Below are 23,505 nucleotides of genomic sequence, written 5' to 3'. Positions count from 1 at the left end.
CCGGCACGGGGTGGCGCACCGAGGAAAGCAGACAAAACCGCGCCGGGCACGGCCGCTGCGACCTGTCCGGCCTACGTCGTTTGTCGCGGTCCCCGCTGACCGGAACCGTCCTTTCAGGACAGCAGCCGGCCGCGGGCTACGCCGATCGAGTGCGTATTCACGGCGTTGATGTCGAGTATCCCGACTTTCTGCTTCCACCGCGGGGAAACGGCTGCTTACAGTCCGAAGCGTGAAGATAGTCGTTTCGCGCCTCGACGAGTTCCCGCCGGGCGAACGCCGGATCGTGCGGGCGGGACGCAGGTCCATCGGCGTTTTCCGCGTCGGTGACCGCTTCTACGCGATCAACAACCACTGCCCTCACATGGGCGGGCCGCTGTGCCTCGGCCGCACGAAACCGTGGGTCAGCTCCACCGGCCCGGGGGAGTACGAGATGGCCGGCGAGGAAGCCCTCGTGGCCTGCCCTTGGCACGGCTGGGAGTACGACCTCGAGACGGGCCAGTCCTTCCTCGGCCCCGGCGAGCCGCCGGCGCGCACGTACCCGGTGTCGGTGGAACCCGGCGTCGAAGCCGGAACCATCACCGCGGACGAGGTCGTGCCGCCGCGAACCGGCGTGAAGGGCGGGCGGCGGCCCGGCCCGTACGTGACCGAGACGTTTCCGGTCCGCGTCGAGGACGCCTACGTGGTGGTCGAGACCAGTCCCCGCCCGGCGCCGGTGCCGGGCCCCGTCGGAGGTGCGTCATGACAACCACGCTGCCCACCGGTGCGCCGGGTCCGGCGACCGGCCGGGCCGGGTCCACGATCGTCGACACGGACATCCACCCGAGCGCACCGGCCGCGGACGTCAAAGCGCGGCTGAGCGGGGAGCACCGCACGCGCTGGGAGGTGTTCGGCAGCCGGGTGCCGAATCCGCCGGAGTTCTACCCGCGGGTGCGCAACGCCGGCTTCCGGCTCGACGCGTGGCCCGAGGCGGGCGGCATCCCGGGCAGTGACCTGGGGATGGTGCAGGAGCAGCTGCTCGACGAGTTCGGTGTCGACCACGGTGTGCTGATCCCCTTGCAGGGACACACTTTCGGCGCGGAGGAGCCGCGGTACTCCGCGGCGCTGTGCCGTGCGCTCAACGACTGGCTGGCCGACGAATGGCTTGCGCCCGAGCCGCGGCTGCGCAGCTCGATCGCGATCCCGACCGAATCGCCGGACCTCGCGGCCGAGGAGATCGCCCGCCGCGCCGACGACCCGCGGTTCGTGCAGGTGCTGCTGCCCACCGGGGGCGAGACCGGGTTCGGGTCACGCCGCTACTGGCCGATCTACCGCGCCGCCGTGGAGGCGGGCCGCCCGGTCGCGGCGCACACCGGCGGGATCGAGCAGCACCGCGGCGCCGGGTGGCCGTCGTTCTACCTCGAAGAGCACGTGTGGAACGGCAACATGATGGCCGCGCTCGTGACGAACTTGGTGTGTGAAGGCGTGTTCGAGGAGTTCCCGTCGCTGCAGGTGATCTGCGTGGAAGGCGGGATCGTCTGGCTCGCGCCGCTGATGTGGGCGCTCGACGAGGCGTGGCCCCGGCTGCGCGCCGACGTGCCGCACCTGCGCAAGCCGCCGTCGGAGTACCTGCGCGAGCACCTCTGGTTCACCACGCAGCCCATCGAGGAGCCCGAAGATCCGCGGCACCTCGCGACCGCACTGGAGCACATCGGGATGAGCGACCGGATCATGTTCGCCTCCGACTACCCGCACTGGGACTTCGACTCGCCGCGGCTGGCGTCTCGGCTGTTCCCGGCCGGCGCCCGGGAGGGGATCATGGGAGCCAACGCCTGCCGGCTCTACGGGCTGCCGGCGCGCGTCTCGGGGGAGACGCGATGACCGCCGCTGTCGGCACCGGGGCCATCGACACCGACGTGCACTGCGCGCCGTCGTCGCTGGCCGAGCTGGAGCCGTTCCTCGACGAGTACTGGCGTGAGTACCTCGTGGACGGTGGGCAGTCCTTGTCGCCGTCCCAAGGCGGGGCGTACCCGCCGCTCGCACCGCTGAGCGCGACGCCCGCCGCGCGCGCTGCCGGGCTGCTGCCCGCGAACGACGTCGAGCAGCTGCGGTCCGCGGTGCTGAACCCCCAGGCGCTGAAGGCCGCCGTGCTGAACTGCACGACGTCGTTCCACTGCAACCGGAATCCCTACTACGAGGCCGCGCTGACCCGCGCGGTCAACGACTGGCTCGTCGAGAACTGGCTGAGCCGCGACGAGCGGCTGCGCGCCAGCCTGGTCGTGCCGACCCTCGACGCGGCGGCCGCGGTCGCCGAAATCGAGCGCCTCGGCAGCCATCCGCAGATCGTGCAGGTGCTGCTCCCGGTGCGCACCGACACGCCGTGGGGCAACATCCGCCACCGCGCGCTGCTGCGCGCCGCCGCCGAGCGCGATCTCGTCGTCGGCCTGCACGCGTGGGGCAGGATCGGCCACGCGCCCACCCCGAGCGGCCTCACCCGCACCTACCTCGAGGACTACCTCGCCAACTCGCAGATCCTGGTGCAGGCCCAGGTGACCAGCCTGATCACCCAGGGCGCGTTCGCCGAGCTGCCAACGCTGCGGGTCACCCTGCTCGAATGCGGCTTCTCCTGGCTGCCGGCCCTGCTGTGGCGGTTCGACAAGGACTGGAAGGGCGTGTGGCGCGAAGTGCCCTGGCTGAGCGGCAAACCGTCGGAAGTCGCGCGCCGGCACCTGCGCCTGACCACCGCCCCGGCCCAGCTGCCGCAGGACCCGCTCCAGGTCAGGCAGGCGCTCGACCTCCTCGACGCGGGCACGATGCTGATGCACGCGAGCGACCACCCCCACGACCACGGCCCCGGCGGCGAGCGCCTCCTCGCAGCCCTGACCGACGCGGAACGCGCCCACGTCCTCACCGGCAACGCCGAGGGCTGGTACTCCTTCGGCGCCTGATCCCGGACTGTTTCGGGTCCGGCACAGTCGAAACGCCCGCGGTGCGCGCGGACCCACCCGCGCACCGCGGGCGCGCTCGTCGCGGACCATGTCGCCGCCCGCCAACGGCTACGCGCTCCGCTGCGGGCAGGACGCCGCCGAAGCGCGACCCACCGAAACCCCGCACCGCCCCGCGCGGCTTGCCGCGTATTCGCCGTGACATCGCAGGCTGAGCCGCTGCGGCCTCCGTGACGCCCTTGCGTCCAGGCGGGACTGTGGCCCTTTCGTTCATAGCCCCGGCGTCGGCCGGCTCCTTCGCGACGCCCGTCGACAGGTGCGGCAGGTCCGGCCCTTGTGGCGCGGCCCCGTGCGAAGTACCGTCACCTCATTCGAGTTACAGAAAACTCTTTCGGTATTTCGAATCGAAGGGACTCGGGGTCGATGGCGACTGCGATGAGAACCACCACGGCTGTGGGCAGGCGGCGAGTGGCCGCCGCCTGCATCATCGGGAACTTCCTGGAGTACTTCGACTTCGGGGTGTACGGGTTTCTCGCCGTGGCGATCGGGCACGAGTTCTTCCCCGGTGGGTCCGGCGCGGTCGGCCTGCTGAAGTCCCTGGCGGTGTTCGGGGTGGCGTTCGCGGTGCGGCCGCTGGGTGGGGTGCTTTTCGGGCTGATCGGGGACCGCGCGGGGCGAAAGGTGTCGCTGTCGGCGAGCGTGGCCTTGATGGGCGTGGCCACGACGCTGATCGGCGTGCTGCCGGGGTACGCGTCGATCGGGCTCGCGGCGCCGGTGCTGCTGGTGTTCCTGCGCTGCCTGCAGGGGCTGGCCGTCGGGGGAGAGTGGGGCGCGAGCTCGGCTTACCTGATCGAGACCGCGCCCTCGGACCGGCGCGGCATCCCGGGCAGCTTCCCGTCCATGGCCGCCGCGCTCGGGCTCATCTTCGGTGCCCTCTTGTCGCTGGTTTTCCAGCTCACGCTCAGCGCGGCCGCCCTCGACAGCTGGGGCTGGCGTGTGCCGTTCCTGGTCGCCGCACCGCTCGCGGCCGTCGGGCTCTACGTGCGCCAGCGCCTCGAGGACACCCCGATCTTCGAGCAGCTTGCGCAGAGCGACGCGCCCCGCGCGCGGCTGAAGGACGCGTTGCGGCGCGACCAGGCCAAGGCGATCTTCGTGACGTTCGCGTTGTCCTGGATCTGCGGCGTCGGCCTGTTCTTCCTCGGCACCTACGTCGTGAACTTCCTGACCTCGACGGCCCATGTCAACTCGACCCGCGCGACGGTGCTGACCTCGATCGGCCTCGCGATCTACTGTGCGCTGTGCCCGGTCGCGGGCCGCCTGTCCGACCGGTTCGGCCGGCGCCGGACGCTGCTGTTCGGCTGTCTGGGCCACCTCGTGTTCGGCATTCCGGTGTTCATCGCGCTGGCCCACGGTTCGGCGGTGGTGGTGATCCTCGCGCTGATCGTGTTCGCGATCTTCCAGGCGCCGATCAACGCGAACACCTCACTCGTGCTCATCGAGATGTTCCCGGCGTCCACCCGGCTCACGAGTGGTGCGCTCGGGTTCAACCTCGGGGTCGGCGCGCCGTCCGGGTTCGCGCCGCTCGTCGCGGCGGCGCTGGTGGTGTCGACCGGCCTGGACTACGCGCCGGGCATCCTGCTCGTCGGCGTCGCGTTGATCTGCGGGCTGATCCTGCTGCTGTGGCTGCCCGAGACGGGCGGGCGCGACCTGAGTCTGGACGTCGACGCGACGAAGTCCGGCCCGGCACCGAGGATCGGAAAGCCGGGTGTCACCGAGGCGGTGGTGCCGTGAGGCTCATGCGTGCCGCGGTGCTCGCGGCGCCCGGCGGGCCCGGCGGGCTCGTGCCGGGCGAGCGCCCGGTGCCCGAGCCGACCGGCGACCAGTTCCTCGTGCGGGTGTCCGCCTGCGGCATCTGCGGCCACGACCTGCTGGCGCGCAAGGGATCCCTGGCCGCGAGGCCCGGGCAGGTCCTCGGGCACGAGATCGCCGGCCGGGTCGAAGCCATCGGCCCGGAGGGCGATCCGGCGTGGCTCGGCCGGCGCGTCGCGTTGGTCCAGCGGTTCCCGTGCGGCTCCTGCGCCGAGTGCCGGGCCGGGCACACGAACACGTGCCGCACCGGGCCGGGGTTCTACGGCGAGGACCTCTCCGGCGGCTACGCCGAGTTCGTGCTCGCCGGCCCGCTCAACGCCGTCGCCCTGCCGGATTCCGTCGGCGACGCCGAAGGCGCGATCCTCTCCTGCGCCCTCGGCACGGGTTTGCACGCGCTGCGCCGCACCCGGGTCGCGGAAGGCGACGTCGTGCTCGTGACCGGGGCCGGCGGTGGCGTCGGTGTCCACACGGTACGGATCGCCGCCGCACTCGGCGCGCGGGTGATCGCCGTGACGAGCAGCGCCGCGAAAGCCCAGGCGCTGCGAGAATCCGGTGCCCACACCGTCGTGCCGGTTTCGGCGGGCGCGCAAGGGGTGCGCGCCGCGGCCGCGGGACTCGGCCGGCCGCGCGGAGCAGACGCCGCGATCGAAACGACGGGCGCTCCGACGTTCGCGTTGTCGTTGCGTTCCCTCGCTCCGCGCGGCCGGCTGGCCATCGTCGGCAACACCGACCCGAAAGCCGTCGAACTGCGGCTGGGCCTGGTGATCCTCAAAGAACTCGACGTCTCGGGCTCCGCCCACGCGAACCGGCAGGAACTGCTCGAAGTGGTCGAGCTCGTCGCGTCCGGCCGGGTTACGCCGGTGCAGCCGCGCGAGTTCCCGCTCGAAGACATCGCCGCCGCCCACGCCGCCGTCGAATCCGGTGTCCTCATCGGACGGGCGGTGGTCCGGCCGTGAGCGGCGCTCCGCTGCACGGCATGGCCGTGCTCGACCTGAGCCAGCAGCTGCCGGGCCCGTACGCGACCTTCCTGCTCGCATCTCTGGGCGCCGACGTCGTGAAGGTCGAACCACCGGCGGGCGACCCGGCCCGCCGCTTCGACCCACCGATGTTCCAGCGGGTCAACGCCGGCAAGCGCAACGTGTTCCTCGACCTCAAGTCCGAAGCGGACCGGGCCCGGTTGCTCGACCTGGCGGCCACGGCCGACGTGTTCGTCGAAGGCTTCCGGCCCGGAGTCACCACCCGGCTCGGCTGCGACGAAAAGGCCGTGCGGGCGGTTCGGCCCGATGTCGTCTACTGCTCCATCAGCGGTATGGGCCAGACCGGCCCGCTCGCCGGCCATCCGACCCACGACCTGTCGCTGCAGGCCATGGCCGGGATCCTGCGGGACACACCCGAATCCGACCGCATCGGCGTGCCGTGGGTCGACCTGGGCACCGCCACGACGGCGGCGCTCGCGATCACGGCCGCGTGGCACGCAGGCGGCGGTGCTCACCTCGATCTGTCCATGCTGGACGTCGCGACCGCGTGGAACTCGGTCAAACCGCTCGCTGTCACCGAACCCGAGGCGACCTACGGCGTCGTGCGGGCTCAGGACGGCTCGGTCGTCCTCGCGCTGCTGGAAGACCACATGTGGCAGCGCCTGTGCGAGGCCCTCGGCTGGGCCGACTGGCGGTACGATCCCGAGCTGGCCACATACGCGGACCGGCGCAACCACGCCCGCGCGATCCGGGCCCGCCTGGAGACCGCCTTCGCGGACCGGACCGTGGCGGAGCTGGCCGCCCTGGCGCACGAGCACGACCTCCCGCTCGGCCCCGCCGACGCGACGGGCGATCCGGACACCGTGGCCCAGCTGCGCGCTCGCGACCGCGACGGCGGCCCGGCCACGCGCCACACGCCGTTGCCCCTGGAGCTCATCGCCCCGAAGGAGCCCTGACATGTCTCTCGCCCGGTTCCGCACCCCCGAAGCCAACCAGTGGCGCATCGGCGTGATCGACGGGCCGAACATGCCCAACCTCGGTCACCGGTCGGAAGCGATCTACGGGCCGATCAAGTCGCTGGCCGACCTGCAGCGGCTGGTCGCGGAGCTCGCGGATGAGATCGGCGTCGCCGTCACGCCGTTCGCGTCCAACCACGAGGGCGAGATCCTCGATTTCATCCACCGCACGGCCCTCGAGGTGGACGGGTACGTCATCAACCCCGCCGGCCTCACCACCTACGGCGAAGCGACCCGCCACGCCCTCGACGACACCGGCAAACCCGTCGTCGAATGCCATTTCGCCAACACCGCCCGCCACTTCGCAGGCGTGACGCCGCCCTATCTCGCCCAGCAGTCCCGCTTCACCTACACCGCGACCGGCCTGGTCATGGGGCTGCGCCAGTACAGTTACCTCGGCGCTCTGCTCGCGCTGACCCTCGCCCTCGACGACGCCGACTTCCTCGCCGGCGGCGCGCGTCGGCACTGATCCCCGCCGGCGGCGATCGGCTACGCTTTTTCGAGGGGATCGACCAGCGACGAAAGGCAGGGGTGCGTGGCAGCCGACGCAGGGGCGGAACGGTTCTCCCGGGTGTTCGACACGCTCGAGCTCCTCGTCGGGCACCCGGAGGGGATGACGCTCACCGAGATCGTCAAGCGTCTCGGCATGCCGGCCAGCAGCGCGCACAACCTGCTGCAGCGGATGGCCGCGACCGACGTCGTCGCGGTGTCGGACGACCTGCGCTACTCGCTCGGCTCGCGCGCGGTGCGGCTCGGCATCCGCATCGTCGACGGCCTGGAAGTGCGCGACATCGCGCGCCGCGCCCTGCCGGAGCTGACCCGCGCCACGGGCGAGGACGTGTACCTCGCCGTGCGCCTGGGCACGCGGGTCTCCTACATCGACCGGTTCCCCGGCACGCGGCCGATCGCCGTGGACATCCGCCTCGGCCAGTCGCTGTACCTGCACGCGACGGCCGTGGGCAAACTGTTCGCCGCGTTCCACAAGCCACTGCACCGGCGGCTGATCAGCGAACCGCGGCCGCGGCTGACCGAGCACACGCTGACCGCGGAAGCCGACCTCGACCGCGAGCTGGACGCCATCCGGCAGGCCGGCTACTCGGTGAGCCGTGAGGAAGCCATCCCCGGCGTCGTCGGCTACGCGTTCCCGGTCCGCGACGCGTACGGCGAGATCACCGCGGCCATCCATATCTCGGTTCCGCTGGCCCAGATCGACGAAACGCACGAGAAACTGCTGCTGGACAAGGCTTCCGAGGCCGCCGCGGCGATCGAGGCGGACCTGGGCCGCGGTGGTGCGGACCTGTCCCGCCGCGGCCGCCGTGTCTCGGGCTGACCTGTCCTACAGGAAATCCCAGCCCGGCCGGCCCTCCTTGCACCGCTGGTACGCCACGGGGTCGATCGTCTGGTAGACGCCGAGCACGCTCTCGCCTTCGCACGTCACGCGGCACAGGTGCTCGTCGAGACCTCGCAGGCCGATCCGCGTCTTGGGGTCGGCCAGGTCGTAGGTTTCGCCCTCGGTCAGCTCCGGTCCGTCGTAGGCCCCCTGGTGGATCCCGCTTTCCGGCGTGCCGCCGTACATGCCGCAGCGCAGGAACGCGGTCTGGTGCCCGAGGTGCTCGTAGTGCAGCTCCTTCACCTCGCCGGTGCCGAGCCGGTATTCGACGAACCCTTCGGTGAAGATGTCGGTGTCGGGTTCGAACCGCAACCGCCGCGTCGGCTTGGCCACGCGCGTCGCGCCCGGGCGGCTGTCGCCGAACGGGTAGTAGACGCGGTCACCCCACAGCGTCCAGTTTTCGAACGGCACGAAGGCGTTGCCCGAGACGCCGACGTGCAACCGCCCGCCCAAGGACATCGCCGGCCCGCCCACGCCGCGGCCCGTGCCCCAGTGCCGGTCGCGCGTGCCCGCCGAGCCGGGACCGAGTTCGACGCGGGTGCCGTCGGCCTCGACCCAGCCTTCGACCGTGCCGAAGCCTTCGAACCCGGCGGTCACGTCGTTGCGCCGGCCGGGCGGGGTGCCGTGGGCCGAGTCGGACAGCGGTTCCCGGAACACCTGCCGCGTGGTGTCGCGGAACGTCAGGTCGTAGCTGATGCCCCACTCGTTCGGCTCGAGCCGGTACCGCCACTCCCGCAGCCCACGCACGATCTCGGGCGCGATCGGGCCCACGCGCAGGTCCGCGCGATCGACGCCGAGCGCCCGGAAGCTGCGCACGCTCGTGTGCCGGCCGCGGAAGTTCACGATCGCGTAGGCCTCGGCGCGGTCGAGGTTCGGGTAGAAGCTGCCGCCGGTTGCGACCATGACCTCGCCGGCCGCATCGTGGCTGATCATCCAGTAGCGCTCGTACGCGCGCGGGTCGCCGGTCCACATGACCCGGACCGGGTCCGGTGTCTGGTGGATCAGGTAGTCGTCCAGCGGGGACAGCGGGAACTGCTCGGCGAAGTGCTCGTCGCCGACGGTCAGGTCGCTCACGGCCACCTCCTCAGCTCGGGTCGGTTGCGATCCGACGGATCAGGTACTCGGTGATCTCGCGCCGGGCGGCGGTGCCGTCCGGCGGTAGATTCGTGATGACGTGCGAGAGGTGGGCTCTGAGTTCGGCGTTGCGGGTGGCGGCCGCGGCGAGGTCGTAGCCCGCTGGTTCGTCGTCCGCGACGGGCACGCCGTGCCGCGTCAGCAACCGCGTCAGGGCGGCGTTGTCCTGCGCGTAGAACGGCAGCAGCGTGGCCCACGAGCGGCCGATCTGCGTGAGCAGCCGGCGCACGTTCGTCAGGTTCTCCCGCGAATCCTGCGACAGCCCGGAGTCGGTGGCGACGTCGTCGAGCAGGCGCTGGGCTCCGCTCAGCTGGTCTTCGATGGTCGGGCGCATCTCAGCTCCTCTCCTCGAGCGCGGCCAGCAGTGTGCCCAGCACCTTGCGGGTGGGCCGGTACGGTTCGTCGCTGCGGCCGTCGAGGAACGCGCGCAGCCCGCTGACCTGCATGACCGCGGTTTTGAACGTGGCGAACGCCGCCCACCACGCCAACGCGGTTTCGTCGACTTCGGTGCCGGTCACGTCCTGGTAGCGGCGGACGAGGTCGGCCCGCTCCCACACCCCGTCGATGAGGTGCTCGCGGCGGCGCAGCGGCTGCGTGACCCAGCCGAGGTCCTCCAAGGGATCGCCGAGGTGTGCGAGCTCCCAGTCGAGCAAGGCGGTGACCCGGTCGCCTTCGAGCAGGATGTTGCCCGGCTTGAAGTCCGCGTGCACGAGCACGGTCCGCTGGGCCGCGGGCGCGTGGGCCCGCAGCCAGCCGAGGGCGAGGTCGAGCTCCGGCAGTGCTTCGAGCTGGTCCTGGCGCAGCACGGTTTCCCATCGGATCAGCTCGTGCCGCGCGGCCTGCTCGCCCGGGTCGTCGAGGACGCCGCCGAGCCCGCCCGCGCGCCAGTCGACGAGGTGCACCTCGGCCAGCAGGTCGCAGAACCGCCGCGCCAGGCTGGCGCGCTCGGCCAGGGGCCGGTCGCCGTTGACCACGCGGTAGTCGCACTCGCCGGGCTCGCGGCGCATGATCAGCGACGGTTTGCCCAGCCAGGTGCCGTCCGAGTCCAGCCAGCGCGCGTGCGGCGCGGGCAGTCGGCTCGGTTCGAGGGCGCGCAGGACGGCGAACTCGGTGCCGCGGTCGGTGTCGACGAGGCCGCCGTCCGGGTCGCGCCGCAGGATCAGCGGTTCCCGTTCACCATCCGCGTGCACGAGGTCGAACACCCAGTTCTCGCGCGAGCGGCCGACGCCGACGCGCGTCAGGCCGGCGATCTTCGGCGATGAGCCGAGCCGGTCGGCCAGGAAGTCGTGCAGCCGGGTGTCCACTGTGGTCGTCACGGCGCCTCCCGCAGCGAGGGTCGGTGGCCGGGGGCGGCCACGGCGATCAGTGCTTCGGCGCGTTCGGCGAGGCTCCTGCCGCGCAGGTCGGCGATCCCGTGCTCGGTCACCACGACGTCCACCTGGGACCGTGGTGTCGTCACAGCTCCGGCGTGGAGCCGGCGCACGATCCGGGACGACTTGCCGCCCTGGGTGGTGGCCGGGAGCATCACGATCGAGCAGCCGCCGGCCGAGTGCTGGGCCGCGCGCAGGTAATCCGGCTGGCCGCCGATGCCGCCGACGTAACCGGACCCGAGCTCTTCCGCGTTGACCTGGCCGGAGAGGTCCACCTGCAGCGCCGAGTTCATCGCGACGAAGCGGTCGATGCGGGCGAACGCGCCGGGCTGGGCGAGTTCGCTCACCGGTCGCACCCGCACGCCCGACTCGACCACCCAGTCGTAGAGCTCCTGCGACCCCGCGGCTTCGCTGATGACGACAGCGCCGGCGCGCAGCGCACCGGCGCGGGCGAGGTCGAGCAACCACGTGCCGGCCAGCGTCGAGTGCACGCGCAAGTCGTGTTTCGCCGCCAGGGCACGGCCGACGGCGGCGGGCAGCGTGCCGATGCCCAGCTGGATGGTCGCGCCGTCGGGCACGAGGGCGGCTACGTGCCGCGCGATCGCGGTGTGCACCGGCCCGGTCGAGCCGGCTGTGATCGACGGCAGGGGCCGCGACGTGGGAATTGTCGCGGTGAACCGGGAGGAGTGCACCCGCGGCGCCGTCGAGTGCGGCAGGCGGTCGTTGACCTCGGCGACGACGGCTCGGGCGCGGTCGAGCAGCTCGTAGGTGTAGTCGACGGCCAGCCCGAGGCTGTGGTGGCCGCTGTCGTCGGCGCTCGAAACCTGCAGTGCGACCACGAGCTGGTCCGGGTTGCGGCTGAGCAACGCGCGCGGGACGTCGCGGAAGTGGCACGGGATCACCGACACCGTGCCGTTCGCGGCGAGCCGCGCGAGCGGGCCCATCGCGCCGAACGAGACCAGCGGCAGCCCGGCCGCTCCCGGTTCGGTGAGCGCGCCGCTGTGGCTGAGGCCGACGAACACTTCGAGGTCGGGCAGCGTCGCGTGGGCGCGCACCAGCTGCTCGAGCAGGGGCGTGGGCTCGCCGGTGCCCTGCGCCAGCACTACCAGGTCGCCGGGTTTCAGCACGTCGGTCAGGGTCACAGCACGACCACCGGGGTGACCGGGGTCGCCGTCGAACCGACGAGGGGGATCGGGGCGAACACGAAGAGGAACGTCGAGCGCGACTCGGCTGCCAGTGCTTCGCCGAGTTCGGCCAGCGCGACGTTCTCCAGCAGCGGCACACCGTGCTGGTGCAGCAGCACGAGGTGAGCGGGGAAGCCGCTGGCCGCCACTTGCTGCTCGACGGCGTAGTTGTCGGCGCCGACGAGGGCGACGTCGTGCTCGGCCAGCCACCGGGCCGCTTCCTCGGTGATCCCGGGCTCGTCGGCGAAGTAGTCCGCGTCGTCATCGTGGGATTCCAGCCAGCCCGTGCGGATCAGGATCGTGTCGCCGGATTCCGGGACGATGCCAGATTCCGCGATGCCGCGCCGCAGATCGTCGGCGTCCACCGGGGCGCTGGCGGGGAGCGGACCACCGGCCGCGGCGACGAGGTCCACGAGCACCCCGCGCGTCACGACGGGTACGAGTTTCTCGGCGCCGCAGCGCTGGGCGCCGCGCGTGGTGCGCGTCGACGACTGTGAGTGTCCATTGTAGATAGACTCGCCGGACCAGGCGTGGGCCAGGGCGTCGACGTGGGTGCCGCTGTGCGTGGGCAGCTGCACGGTGTCCTCGGCGAACCGGAAGCCGCCGGGGGAGCGGGCGCCGAGCGCGTAGTCGCCGGCGTCGCGGTTCATGAACCGCAGCGGCCCCGGGCGGTGCGGGGGAGACCCGCTGCCGGGGCCAAGCGGCTGCGCGAGGCTCAGCGTGCGGCCCGAGCGCACCAGTGCCGTCGCGCGGCGGGTGACCTCGGGGGTGACCAGGTTCAGCGCGCCGGTCTCGTCGCCGGGTCCCCACCGGCCCCAGTTGCCCGTCACGCCACGTCCGCTTTCAGCTTGTCCTGCACCAGTTTCTCCGCTTCGGCCCGCAGTGTGCGGCGCACGAGCTTGCCCGTGCCCGTCTTCGGCAGCTCGGGCACGATCGCCACCGCCCACGGCACCTTGTAGCCCGCGATGTGCTTCTTGCAGTGCGCGACGACGTCCGCGGCGGTGAGCCGCTCGCCGCGCGCGACGACGAACGCCACCACCACTTCGTCGCGGCTCGGGTGCGGCGCGCCCAGAACCACCGACTCCGCGATGTCCGGGTGCCCGGACAGGAAGCTTTCGACTTCCGCCGGGGAGACGTTGATGCCCGACGTCTTGATCATGTCCGTGATGCGCCCGATGAACGACACCGTGCCGTCCGGGTTGACGACACCGCGGTCGCCGGTGCGGAACCAGCCGTCCGCGGTGAACGCGCCGGCGTTGGCTTCGTCGTCGTCGAGGTACCCCGGCATGAGGCGGCCGCGCACTTGCAGCTCGCCTGGTTCGCCGGCTGGCAGCACCGCGCCGGTCTCCTGGTCGGCGGCGCGGACCCGTACGCCGGTGAGCGGCTCGCCCTGTGTCGTCAGCCGGGTGGCGAGGGGCAGGCGGTGGTCGGTGACGCAGCAGTTGCCGTAGGTTTCGGTGGAACCGTAGACATTGCACAGCTCGGTGATCCCGAGGTCGGTGATCGCGCGCTCGACCTCGTCGGGCCTGCCGATCGTGAGCCCGGTGCGCAGCGACGGGATCCCGCGCACGCGTTGCGCCGCCCCGGTGGCCAGCGCGTCGACCATGGCGGGCAGCAGGTACGCGGCCGTGACCCGCTCGGCCGCCATCAGCTCGGCGGCGGCGATCGGTTCGAACTGCTCCTGCAGGACGAACGTCGCCCGATGCGTCAAGGTCGCCATGAGCGCGTTGGCGCAGCCGAAGCTCCAGAACAGCGGCGAGCCGAACCACACGCGGTCCTCGGCGGTCAGGCCCATCCGTTCGCCGATGTGGAACCCGTTGAGGATGAGGTCGCGGTGGCACAGCGGGACGGCCTTGGGGTTCTTCGTGGAGCCGGACGTGTAGAGGACGAACGCCGGTTCGGTGGCGCGTTCGGTGAGGTCGAGCGCCGGGGGCTCGCCGGATTCGAGGTCCCGCCACACCACCGCGCCGGCCGGCACGTCCTCGCCGAGCACGACGACGCGCCGCAGCGCCGGGAACGCTTTGCTGAGCCAGTTTTCGTCTTCCAGCTCGGGGAGGAGGGTCCGGAGCTCGCCGATCAGGTCGTTGCCGCGGACCCGGTCGGTGAGCACGAGCACCGACGCGCCGGAGCTGCGCAGCAGGTAGTCGATGTCGTACGCCTTGACCCACGTGTTGAACGCGTCGACCCGCGCGCCGAGCGCCAGCGCCCCGAACGCCACCGGAATCCACTCGGCGACGTTCGGCGCCAGCAGCGCCACGACGTCACCTTCGCCCACGCCGAGCCCGGCCAGCACTCCGGCCGCGTCGTCGACCCGCCTCTGCAGCTGGGCGTACGTCAGACGAGTCTCGCCGAGCACCAGCGCCTCCCGGCCCGGCACCGCGGCCGCGTTGTCCCGCAGGAGGTCCGGCACGGCGAGCGCCCTGGGGACGACGGCCATCGCGACATCACCGCTTTCGTAATCTCGAAAACAGTTTCGAATATTTGTAACGTACTCGGCGCGGTTCAGGACCGTCAAGGTCACCTCCTCCGCCGCGCTCTCGCCGACCACCGCACGCTGGCAAAGATCTTGGCCAAGTCGTGCAACCTCGCGGGGTCCGCGCGTCGTATGGGGTGGTGGACGAGGGGTGGTGACGTGGCGGATCGGAAGAGCTTCACCGACGTGGCGAGAGACCGTGCGCCGCTGTGGTGCCGGGTGTCGTTCCTGATGTGCGGGGACTGGGCGCTGGCGGAGGACATCGTGCAGGTGACGCTGGTGCGGCTGTACAAGCGCTGGCACCGGCTGGACCTCGACGGCGTCGAGGCCTACGCGCGCAAGGTCATGGCGCGGCTGGTGATCGACGCCGCCCGTCGGCCGCACCGCCGCGGCGAAGTGCTGACTACGCCGCCCGACCGGCCGCGGCGCGATGCGTCCCTCGAAGACGGTGCCGAGGTCGAGGTGCGCGCAGCCCTCGCCACGCTCGGGCCGCGGCAGCGTGCGGTGCTGGTCCTGCGTTTCTACTGCGACCTCTCGGTCACCGAGACCGCGGCGGCGCTGCGGATCAGCGAGGGGACCGTGAAGTCGCAGTCCGCTCGTGCCCTGGCCACGCTGCGGACGTTGCTGTCGCCCGGCCCGGCGACGCTCAACCCGGCCGAAAGGGTCCTGCCATGACGATGGAACGGGAACTGCTCGAGCGGGCCCTGGGCTCCGATCAGCCGTCGCTGTCGCTGGACTTCGAGGCGATCGAGGCACAGGGCGCGCGTGCGGTCCGGCGCCGCACCAAGCTGGCTCTGGCCGGCACCGCCGTGGCGGTGGCGTTCGCCGGGCTCGGCGCGGTCGCGCTGCTGACCCGCGGCACGCCGCAAGCGGTGACCCCGGCCGCGCCCGGGCAGGTCACCACCGCGCCGCCGATCGAGCGCGAGATCGCCTACTGCTACCGCATGGCGGACATCACCAGCAGCGAACCCGGCCAGCACGTCAGGTTCGGGATCAGCGGCAACAGTCCCGACGGCCGCGGTGACGCCGCGGCCGGCAGCATGCGGATCTGCGCCACCGCCTGGGCCGAGGACTACTACCAGTGGCGGCAGCCGGGCCTGCCCCGGGTCGTTCCGCCGCTCGTCGCGTGCGTCCTGACTCCCGCGGCCGTCGACATCGACCGCGCCGCGGTCGGCGCCGTCGGGGTGTTCCCCGGGGACAGGACGACGTGCGCGGCGATGGGCCTGCCCGTCGCGAAAATCTAGGATCCGCACCTCATCGGCCACCACGTCGCCGGCTTCCGCGGCCGGGCGCCGCTGCGGTGCCTGCTGGTTTAGTTACAAAGATTGACTGTAACGGAACGGCTCGCTATGTTCGGTCGGCCACGGGCCGGATCGGGCCCGGAGCACCGGTGAGCACGGGGACGGCGAGCGCCCCGTGCTCCCTTGGGCAATGAGGCCACAGGAAGGTGAGTCACTCCATGGTGGAGACGTACGTTCTGGTTCCGGGCGCGTGGCACGGCGCGTGGTCGTGGCGGCCGGTCGCGGACCGGTTGCGGGCCGCCGGGCACCGGGCGGTCGCGGTGACCCTGCCGGGGCTCGCGGACGGCGATGACGGGCGGCGGTTCCGGCTCGGCGACACGATCGATTTCCTCGCCGACTTCCTCGAATCGTCGGACCTGACCGACGTCACCCTGGTGGGCCACAGCTGGGGCGGTTACCCCGTTTTCGGCGCGGCGCACCGGGTTCCGCACCGGCTGCGGCGCGTGGTCTTCTGCAGTGCGTTCGTGCCGGAGAACGACGTGCCGCTCGTGGAGGACGTGCCGCCGGGGCACGCCGAGTTGTTCCGGCAGCTGGCTCGGGAGTCCGGTGACGATTCGGTGGTGCTGCCCTATCCGGTGTGGCAGAACGCGTTCATCCAGGACACGCCCGAACCCGTGCGGAAGCTCGTTTACGACCTGCTCGTCCCCCAGCCGATGAGCTATTTCGAAGAAGGCATGAAAGCGCCTGCGCTGTCCACACTCGGGTTGCCCGTCACCTACCTGGTGGGCGAAAGCGATGTGGCCATGCCGCCGGGGGAGTACGCGTGGTGCCCGCGGTTCCCCGCTCGGCTCGGGGTCACGCCGATCGGCATTCCCGGTGATCACGAATCGTTCCTGACCCGCCCCGGCGAATTCGTTTCGGCGCTCTCGCGCTCGCACGTGATCGACGGGTGAGTGGCGTGGGCCACAGCGGTGGTGGCGTCGCGATTTGAGTGGTTCCTGGCCGGATGAAGGCGGCGCGGAATCGGCGCTGCGCGGCAGCATGGAAGCCGGACAGCAAGTCCGGCCATCACCAGTGGAAGCGCAGAAGTCATGTCAGAGTTCATCGCGGGTGTGGAAGTGCCCGAGACGGCGGCGGTCGCCGAAGCGTCCCGGCTCATCCAGGAGACGACCAGCCCGCTCATCTACCACCACTCCCGCCGCGTGTTCCTGTTCAGTGAGCTGCACGCGCAGCGCCTTGGCGTGCAGCCGGATCCCGAACTGCTCTACCTGGCCGCGATGTTCCACGACACCGGTCTGTCGAAGGCGTTTTCGGAGACGGAGCAGCGGTTCGAGGTCGACGGGGCTGATCACGGGCGGGCGTTCCTGCTGGAGCACGGGTTCTCGGCGAAGGATGCGGAGACGGTGTGGCTGGCGATCGCGTTGCACACGACGCCGGGTATTCCGGGCCGAATGGGCCCGGAGGTGGCCACGACGAACCTGGGTGTGCTGACCGATGTGCTCGGGTTCGGCCTGGACACCCTGGATCCGCAGCAGGTGGAGGAGATCCTCGCCGCGCACCCGCGGGGTGATTTCAAGAACGAGTTCCTGCAGGCGTTCTTCGACGGGTTGAAGCACCGTCCGGACACCACCTACGGCACGGTGAACGCCGGTGTCCTGGAACACTTCATTCCTGGTTTCAAGAGCGCGACGATGGTCGAGCGCATCCGTGGCTCCGTCTGGCCGAGTTGAGCGGAACCACGATGAGCAGCCTGAGCCGCTCCCGGGGAGCGTTCGGCCGAGGTGTTTCCTTCGGTCTGCTCGTCGTCGCCAACGTGCTGCTGATGGCCTCGACGAGCGCCCCGTCGCCGATCTACCCGCTTTACCTGCAACGGTGGGGTTTTTCGGTCACCGTCTTGACGGTGGTCTTCGCGGTGTATGTCGCCGGACTGGTCGGCGCCCTGCTGACGGTCGGCTCGCTGAGCGACCACGTCGGGCGCCGGCCGGTGCTGGTCGCGGCCCTTTTGGTGGCCGCGGCCGGCACGGCGATCTTCTGGGTGGCCGGTGGCGTCGTGTCCCTCGTGCTCGCCCGGATCGTGCAGGGCGTCGCCACCGGGATGGCGACGGGGGCGCTCGCGGCCGGGCTGGTCGAGTTCTCGCCGGCGGACCGCCCGCACCGGGGGCCGACGATGACCGCCGTGGGCACGAGCTTCGGCCTGGCCGTCGGCGGGGGTGTCACGGGGTGGCTCGTCCAGGTCAGTTCCCGCCCCGACGCGATGATCTTCCCGGTGCTGACCGTGCTGTTCGTGGTCCTCGCCGGACTGGTCGTCGCGATCCCGGAGCCCGTCGTCCGGCGCCCGGGAGCGCTGGCGGCGCTGCGGCCGCGGGTCGGGGTCCCCCGCGAAGCGCGGCCCGAGTTCTTCGCCGCCGTTCCCGCCATCGTCGCGGGCTGGTCGGTCACCGGGCTGTTCCTCGCACTCGCCCCTTCGCTGGTCCACGACGTCCTGAACGTGCGGTACAGCGCCGCGGGTGGGCTCAGCATCGCGGTGCTGTTCGTCGCCAACAGCGTGGGCGGGCTGTGGGCCGCGCGGCTCGCGGCACGAGCCGCCACCGTGCTGGGCGCGGTGCTGCTGACGCTGGGTGCGGTGGGGCTGGCGGCTTCTTTGCTCTCCGGTTCTGCGGCCGTGTTCCTCGGCGGCTCGGTCATCGCCGGGCTGGGTGTCGGGTTGACGTTCAACGGAACGCTGCGCAGCATCAGCGCAGCGACCACCGCGGCAACGCGCTCGGAGGTGTTCTCCGCCGCCTACGTGGTGAGCTACGCGGCGCTCAGCCTCCCGTCCCTCGCCGCCGGGCTCGCGGCGCCTTCGTGGGGCCTGGAGACCACGACCTACCTGTACATCGCGTTCGTCGGAGTGCTGTCCGCCAGCGCCACCCTCCACGCCGCGCGCCGCCGTGTGCCCCGCGCTGCCGTGCCTCGGCTGGCCGGTGCGGCGTGTCTGGCCGAAGATCGTCACTGACCTGATCGAGAGAGGACGTTTCATGCAAGCCATTACTGTGCGGGATCGTGAGGCCGGGGTGGGCGGGTTCGTGGTGGGTGAGGTGCCGTATCCGCATGCTGCGGAGAACGATGTGGTTGTGCGGGTCCATGCCGCGGGTTTCACGCCGGGGGAGCTGGCGTGGCCGGCGACGTGGACGGATCGGGCGGGGCGTGATCGCACGCCGAGTGTGCCCGGGCATGAGCTCTCGGGTGTGGTCGTGGAGCTGGGTTTCGGGACGACGGGGTTGACGGTGGGGCAGCGGGTGTTCGGGCTGTGCGATTGGGCGCGGGATGGGTCGCTGGCGGAGTACACGGCGGTGGAGGCGCGCAACCTGGCCCCGCTGGCGGCGGATCTCGACCACAGTGTGGGGGCGGCGTTGCCGATCTCGGGGTTGACCGCGTGGCAGGGTTTGTTCGACCACGGTGGGCTCAGGGCCGGGCAGACTGTGCTCATTCACGGGGCGGCGGGCGGGGTGGGGTCGATCGCGGTGCAGCTGGCGCGGGAGGTGGGGGCGCGGGTGATCGGGACGGGCCGGGCTGCGGACCGTGAGGTCGTGCTCGGTCTGGGGGCTGAGGTGTTCGTGGACTTGGCTGCGGAGTCGTTGGAGGGGGTCGGTGAGGTGGATGTGGTGCTGGATGTGATCGGGGGTGAGGTGCTGGCGCGTTCGACGGCGTTGCTGCGGGCGGGTGGGACGGTGGTGACTGTCGCGATGCCGCCGGTGGTGCAGCCGGAGAACGGGCGGGCGGTGTTTTTCGTGGTCGAGCCCGATCGGGTGCGGTTGGCCGAGTTGGCGCGGTGGGTGCGGGAGGGCCGGTTGAAGCCGATCGTGGGTGAGGTGCGGCCGCTGGCCGAGGCGGCTGCCGCGTTCGGGCCCGACCGCCGCCGGATCCCGGGCAAGACCATCATCCGGGTCGCGGACGAAGGAGGCCAGCGTTCGTGAACGGAGCACGAATCGCCGGCGGGCTGCTGACCGCCGCAGTCGCCGCCACGATCGCGGGCTGCGGCGCTTCGGCGCAGCCCCAGGCCGCACCGGCCGCCGCGCCGGTGTCGGTGAAACCGTCCGAAAGCCTGGCGCCACTGCTGGAAAAGGCTCTCCCGAACGTGCCCGGCAAAAGCTTCACCTCGGCGATCGTGAGCTTCCCACCGGGTGCGAGCGCGATGCCCCACCGCCACGGTGACGCGTTCGTCTACGCCTACGTTCTCGAAGGCGCGGTCCGCAGCCGGCTCGAAGGCGAGCCCGACCACACGTACCACCAAGGCGAGAACTGGACCGAGCCGCCGGGCGCCCACCACGTCGCCACCGAGAACACCAGCACGACCGAACCGGCGAAACTGCTGGTGGTTTTCGTCGCCACGACCGGAGAAAAGCTCAAGGTCGACGACCCACCCCGGTAGGCAGCCAGGCTCGCAGCAGGCCGGGGCGCGCTGCCGCCCCGGCCTGTTCCCGTGCGCGCGTCGGTAGACCGCGCGCATCGCTTCACGCACCTGCGCGAGCGCGCGCCTCCGCACGGGGTCGACGTTGTCGCTTCGGCCAGCACGCGTTCCGCTCTCGGTGGTCCGCGACGACCTTCGTCGTCGAGGACAGCAGCTGATGGCGCTCGTCGCCCCTCATCGCTTCGAGCCGGCTTTCCCGGCGGCCCGAGCCCGGGCTCGGAGCCGCTTGAGCCCTTCCGCGCCCTCGCCGCGAGCGCCGCGTCATCGACGTCCTCGGCGGGACATTCACCGGTGACCGTCCTGAGTGGCGAGGTGCTGCCCGGCCGAGCGGATTTCCGGCTCGTGCGGCCCGACGACGTGGCGGAGATCGACGTGCGCGCCACTCTCCGGACCGGAGCGGGGCGACCTGGTGCACCTGACCGGCCCGGAGTCATCCGGAGCGGGCGACGCGCACCGCGCTCGCACCCGTCATCGTGTCGACCCGACACGGTCGTGACCGAGGTGGAGGTAGGGATGACAGCGACAGCCATGGGGCCTGACTCACGGCCGGCGGACGTACTGGTGGTCTTCGGCATCACCGGCGATCTGGCGAAGGTGATGACGTTCCGTTCGCTCTACCGGCTCGAGGCCCGCGGCCTGCTCACGTGTCCCGTCGTGGGGGTGGCGGCCGACGACTGGGGGCTCGACCAGCTCGTCGAACGGGCGCGGTCGTCGATCGAGGCGACGGGAGAGCTCGACAAGGAGGTCTTCGACCGGTTCGCCGCGAAGCTGTCCTACGTCAGCGGCGATTTCACCGATCCCGCCACCTACGAGCGGGTGGGCGCCGCCGTCAACGGCGCCACGACTCCGGTGTTCTACCTGGAGATACCGCCGTTCCTGTTCGGCCGGGTCGCCAAGGGACTGTCGGAGGCCGGCCTCACCGCCGGCGCGCGGCTCGTCATCGAGAAGCCGTTCGGGCACGACCGCCAGTCCGCGCGTGACCTGGCCGATGAACTGCACCAGTACGTCGACGAGTCCCAGCTGTTCCGGATCGACCACTACCTCGGGAAGATGGGACTGGAGGAGATTCTCCACCTGCGCTTCGCGAACGCCATCCTCGAACCACTGTGGAGCCGCAACTACCTCGAATGCGTGCAGATCACGATGGCGGAGAGCTTCGGCGTCGAGGACCGCGGCCACTTCTACGACCCGGTCGGCGCACTGCGGGACGTCGTCGTCAACCACCTCATGCAGGTGGTCGCGGCCGCCGCGATGGAGCCGCCGTCGCGGGGTGACCCGGTGACGCTCAGGGAATCGAAGGTCGGGCTGTTCCGAGCGGTGGCGGAGGCCGATCCGGCCCATTACGTGCGCGGCCAGTACGACGGCTACCTCGACATCGACGGCGTGGCGCGCGACTCGAGCACCGAGACGTACGCGGCATTGCGGCTCGACATCGAAAACTGGCGCTGGGCCGGCGTGCCGTTTTTCATCCGGACCGGCAAGCGGCTGCCGGTGACGCAGACCGAGCTGCGACTGGTGTTCAAACGCCCGCCGCGGCTGGGTTTCGGTCTCACCGGCGCGGCGCAGCCGAACCAGCTCGTCCTCAAGCTCGACCCGTCGACGGGGGTCCGCATCATGGTCGACGCGCACCGCGCCGACGTGGCCCGGATCGCGCCGATCGAGCTCGACATGGAATTCACCCAAGAGGGCGGCGAGGGGCCGACGCCGTACGAGACCCTCCTGCACGCGGCGATGACCGGGAACAGCATCCGGTTTTCCCGGCAGGACGGCGTCGAGGAGACCTGGCGGGTCATGCAGCCGTTGCTCGACGCGCCGCCGCCCGTGCACGGCTACCGGCAGGGCAGCTGGGGTCCCGCGGCGGCCAATGAGATCACGGCCGGCTTCGGCGGCTGGCGTGAGCCCTGGACGTAGCGCCGCTCGGGTTCAGCCGAGGCGCGCCAGCAGGTGGTCTCCCACCCGCAGGGCGTTCGCCATCGCCGTCAGCGCCGGGTTGACCGCGCCGATGCTCGGGAAGAAGCTCGTGTCGATGACGTAGAGGTTGTCGACTTCGTGCGCCTTGCAGTCGGTGTCGAGGACGGAGGTCGCCGGATCCCGCCCGAACCGCACCGTGCCGGCCTGGTGCGCGCAGCCCGCCGCCGGAATGTCGTTCTTCAGGTAGACATCCCGCGGGATCAGGTGGTGCGGATGCATCCCCAGGTGGCTCAGGTGCTTTTTCACCCGGCGGTACAGCTGCGCCATCGGTTCGTGGTTGTTCGGGGTGTAGCTGAGCACCACGTTGCCGTCCTGGCCGAGCGTCACCCGGTTGTCCGGCTCGGGCAGATCCTCGACCGACAGCCAGAAGTCGACGGCGTGGTCGGCCACATCGCGCAGGGTGAACGTCGGCGCCAGCGTCGTCGCGATGGGCTTCTCGCCGCGGTACATCGGGGCGGAGGACTTGCCCACCATCTGCAGGTTGCCCATGGGGTACTCGAAGTCGCCGTCGCCGAAGTAGTAGTCGTTGAGGCCCAGCGTCTTCTGGAACCGGGTGTCGTTCTTCTCGGTCGAGATCGCGAGGAACGCGCGGCTGTTGTGGAAGAGGTAGTTGCGGCCGACCTGGTCCGACCCGTTGGCGAGGCCGCCCGGGTGCCGGTCGCTGGCGCTCGCGAGCAGGATCTTGGCCGAGTTGACCGCACCCGCGGACAGGACGACCACGTGGGCGGTGAAGCGCTGCTCGGCCCCGTCCACCTCGGCGACGACCGAGGTCACCGTCCGCCCGGACCCGTCGGTCTCCAGGCGGCTCACGTGCGCGTTGCGGATCAGCGTCACGTTGTCGTGTTCGATGGCCGGGCGCACGGCGATGACCTCCGCGTCGGACTTCGCGTGCACCAGGCACGGGAACCCGTCGCACGTGGCGCAGCGGATGCACGCGCTGTACTCGGGCCGGGCCTCGTCGAGCAGCACGCCCGAAGGCGCGTGGAAGGGGTGCAGCCCGATGGCGGTCAGATCGTCGAACAGCCGCTGGATGCGCGGCTCGTGCGAAACGGCCGGGAAGGGGTAGGGCGCGGACGCCGGCGGTTCGGTCGGGTCCTCGCCACGATTACCGTGCACCTGGTAGAGCTGCTCGGCCTGGGTGTAGTACGGCTCCAGCACGTCGTAGCCGATCGGCCACGCGGGCGAGACCCCGCCGTGGTGGCGGAGCTCGCCGAAGTCCTGCCGGCGGAGCCGGTACAGCGCGGCCCCGTAGAACTTCGTCGCACCACCGACGAAGTAGTGGACTTGCGGCTGGAACGGCTTGCCCTTGTCGTCGAACCACTGGTCGGCCGAAATGTAGCGGTTGTCGACGAACACCGCTTCGGCGTCCCAGTTCTGCGCCTCGCGGGGCAGCCAGTCGCCTCGTTCGAGGATCAGTACCCGCTTTCCCGAGGGCGCGAGCCGGTGCGCCAGCGTGCCCCCGCCGGCCCCCGATCCCACGATGATGACGTCGTAGTGCTCGGCCATGCC

23 protein-coding genes are annotated in these 23,505 nt (G+C 71.3%); 16 read left to right on the top strand and 7 right to left on the bottom strand.

What is annotated here, in order from left to right; all coding sequences use genetic code 11:
• The first annotated feature begins 229 nt into the window (after positions 1 to 229).
• The 8 genes from I6J71_RS22760 to I6J71_RS22725 all read left to right on the top strand — a co-directional run bounded on the left by I6J71_RS22760 (position 230) and on the right by I6J71_RS22725 (position 8,113).
• Complete coding sequence (locus I6J71_RS22760) at positions 230 to 742, top strand: Rieske 2Fe-2S domain-containing protein (protein ID WP_204096540.1); 513 nt, start codon at positions 230 to 232, stop codon at positions 740 to 742.
• A complete protein-coding gene (locus tag I6J71_RS22755; RefSeq protein ID WP_204096539.1) occupies positions 739 to 1,857 on the top strand; it encodes an amidohydrolase family protein in 1,119 nt (372 codons plus the stop codon). The genes I6J71_RS22760 and I6J71_RS22755 overlap by 4 nt, the downstream gene beginning before the upstream one ends.
• A complete protein-coding gene (locus I6J71_RS22750) occupies positions 1,854 to 2,924 on the top strand; it encodes an amidohydrolase family protein (RefSeq protein WP_204096538.1) in 1,071 nt (356 codons plus the stop codon). Before I6J71_RS22755 ends, I6J71_RS22750 begins: the two co-directional genes overlap by 4 nt.
• Before the next feature lie 432 nt (positions 2,925 to 3,356).
• Positions 3,357 to 4,712: an MFS transporter gene (locus I6J71_RS22745; protein ID WP_204096537.1), complete on the top strand. Its 1,356-nt coding sequence runs from the start codon at positions 3,357 to 3,359 to the stop codon at positions 4,710 to 4,712.
• A 5-nt stretch (positions 4,713 to 4,717) separates the two neighbouring features.
• Positions 4,718 to 5,746, top strand: coding sequence for an alcohol dehydrogenase catalytic domain-containing protein (locus I6J71_RS22740; protein WP_204097195.1), 1,029 nt, complete (start codon positions 4,718 to 4,720; stop codon positions 5,744 to 5,746).
• On the top strand, positions 5,743 to 6,723 hold the full coding sequence (locus I6J71_RS22735; RefSeq protein ID WP_204096536.1) for a CaiB/BaiF CoA-transferase family protein: 981 nt from the start codon (positions 5,743 to 5,745) through the stop codon (positions 6,721 to 6,723). Before I6J71_RS22740 ends, I6J71_RS22735 begins: the two co-directional genes overlap by 4 nt.
• Position 6,724: 1 nt before the next feature.
• A complete protein-coding gene (locus tag I6J71_RS22730; RefSeq protein ID WP_204096535.1) occupies positions 6,725 to 7,252 on the top strand; it encodes a type II 3-dehydroquinate dehydratase in 528 nt (175 codons plus the stop codon).
• Between the two features lie 66 nt (positions 7,253 to 7,318).
• On the top strand, positions 7,319 to 8,113 hold the full coding sequence (locus I6J71_RS22725) for an IclR family transcriptional regulator (protein WP_204096534.1): 795 nt from the start codon (positions 7,319 to 7,321) through the stop codon (positions 8,111 to 8,113).
• Positions 8,114 to 8,119: 6 nt separating this feature from the next.
• Here I6J71_RS22725 and I6J71_RS22720 read toward each other — a convergent pair whose 3' ends face one another.
• Genes I6J71_RS22720 through I6J71_RS22695 form a run of 6 tightly spaced genes read right to left on the bottom strand, consistent with a single transcriptional unit; the run spans position 8,120 to position 14,376 of the window.
• The gene (locus tag I6J71_RS22720) at positions 8,120 to 9,247 is read right to left on the bottom strand and encodes a hypothetical protein (protein WP_239155203.1); all 1,128 of its coding nucleotides are present in this window, start codon (positions 9,245 to 9,247) and stop codon (positions 8,120 to 8,122) included.
• A 10-nt stretch (positions 9,248 to 9,257) separates the two neighbouring features.
• Complete coding sequence (locus tag I6J71_RS22715; RefSeq protein WP_204096532.1) at positions 9,258 to 9,641, bottom strand: hypothetical protein; 384 nt, start codon at positions 9,639 to 9,641, stop codon at positions 9,258 to 9,260.
• Between the two features lies 1 nt (position 9,642).
• On the bottom strand, positions 9,643 to 10,623 hold the full coding sequence (locus I6J71_RS22710; protein WP_204096531.1) for a phosphotransferase family protein: 981 nt from the start codon (positions 10,621 to 10,623) through the stop codon (positions 9,643 to 9,645).
• The gene (locus I6J71_RS22705) at positions 10,620 to 11,819 is read right to left on the bottom strand and encodes an acetyl-CoA hydrolase/transferase family protein (protein WP_204096530.1); all 1,200 of its coding nucleotides are present in this window, start codon (positions 11,817 to 11,819) and stop codon (positions 10,620 to 10,622) included. Before I6J71_RS22705 ends, I6J71_RS22710 begins: the two co-directional genes overlap by 4 nt.
• Positions 11,816 to 12,691, bottom strand: coding sequence for a cyclase family protein (locus tag I6J71_RS22700; protein WP_204096529.1), 876 nt, complete (start codon positions 12,689 to 12,691; stop codon positions 11,816 to 11,818). The genes I6J71_RS22705 and I6J71_RS22700 overlap by 4 nt, the downstream gene beginning before the upstream one ends.
• Positions 12,688 to 14,376, bottom strand: a complete 1,689-nt coding sequence (locus I6J71_RS22695; RefSeq protein WP_239155202.1) for a class I adenylate-forming enzyme family protein — start codon at positions 14,374 to 14,376, stop codon at positions 12,688 to 12,690. The genes I6J71_RS22700 and I6J71_RS22695 overlap by 4 nt, the downstream gene beginning before the upstream one ends.
• 117 nt (positions 14,377 to 14,493) lie before the next feature.
• On the opposite strand from I6J71_RS22695, the gene I6J71_RS22690 reads away from it, so the two are divergent.
• From I6J71_RS22690 to I6J71_RS22655, 8 genes are all read left to right on the top strand, one after another.
• Positions 14,494 to 15,009 carry an RNA polymerase sigma factor gene (locus I6J71_RS22690; protein ID WP_239155200.1) on the top strand — a complete coding sequence of 172 codons (516 nt, stop codon included), beginning with the start codon at positions 14,494 to 14,496 and terminating at the stop codon, positions 15,007 to 15,009.
• The gene (locus I6J71_RS22685; RefSeq protein ID WP_204096527.1) at positions 15,006 to 15,578 is read left to right on the top strand and encodes a hypothetical protein; all 573 of its coding nucleotides are present in this window, start codon (positions 15,006 to 15,008) and stop codon (positions 15,576 to 15,578) included. The genes I6J71_RS22690 and I6J71_RS22685 overlap by 4 nt, the downstream gene beginning before the upstream one ends.
• Positions 15,579 to 15,793: 215 nt before the next feature.
• Positions 15,794 to 16,528: an alpha/beta fold hydrolase gene (locus tag I6J71_RS22680; protein ID WP_239155198.1), complete on the top strand. Its 735-nt coding sequence runs from the start codon at positions 15,794 to 15,796 to the stop codon at positions 16,526 to 16,528.
• A gap of 138 nt (positions 16,529 to 16,666) precedes the next feature.
• Complete coding sequence (locus I6J71_RS22675; protein WP_204096526.1) at positions 16,667 to 17,305, top strand: HD domain-containing protein; 639 nt, start codon at positions 16,667 to 16,669, stop codon at positions 17,303 to 17,305.
• An 11-nt stretch (positions 17,306 to 17,316) separates the two neighbouring features.
• The gene (locus I6J71_RS22670) at positions 17,317 to 18,570 is read left to right on the top strand and encodes an MFS transporter (RefSeq protein ID WP_204096525.1); all 1,254 of its coding nucleotides are present in this window, start codon (positions 17,317 to 17,319) and stop codon (positions 18,568 to 18,570) included.
• A gap of 22 nt (positions 18,571 to 18,592) precedes the next feature.
• Complete coding sequence (locus I6J71_RS22665; RefSeq protein WP_204096524.1) at positions 18,593 to 19,531, top strand: NADP-dependent oxidoreductase; 939 nt, start codon at positions 18,593 to 18,595, stop codon at positions 19,529 to 19,531.
• Positions 19,528 to 19,986, top strand: a complete 459-nt coding sequence (locus tag I6J71_RS22660) for a cupin domain-containing protein (protein WP_204096523.1) — start codon at positions 19,528 to 19,530, stop codon at positions 19,984 to 19,986. The genes I6J71_RS22665 and I6J71_RS22660 overlap by 4 nt, the downstream gene beginning before the upstream one ends.
• A gap of 552 nt (positions 19,987 to 20,538) precedes the next feature.
• The gene (locus I6J71_RS22655; protein WP_204096522.1) at positions 20,539 to 21,936 is read left to right on the top strand and encodes a glucose-6-phosphate dehydrogenase; all 1,398 of its coding nucleotides are present in this window, start codon (positions 20,539 to 20,541) and stop codon (positions 21,934 to 21,936) included.
• 12 nt (positions 21,937 to 21,948) lie between these two features.
• Here the strand turns inward: I6J71_RS22655 and I6J71_RS22650 are convergent, their stop codons facing one another.
• Positions 21,949 to 23,502: a GMC family oxidoreductase gene (locus I6J71_RS22650; protein WP_204096521.1), complete on the bottom strand. Its 1,554-nt coding sequence runs from the start codon at positions 23,500 to 23,502 to the stop codon at positions 21,949 to 21,951.
• Positions 23,503 to 23,505 lie beyond the last annotated feature (3 nt).

The organism is Amycolatopsis sp. FDAARGOS 1241, assembly GCF_016889705.1.
Classification (GTDB): Bacteria; Actinomycetota; Actinomycetes; order Mycobacteriales; family Pseudonocardiaceae; genus Amycolatopsis.
This window is presented reverse-complemented; position numbering and strand designations above follow the sequence as displayed.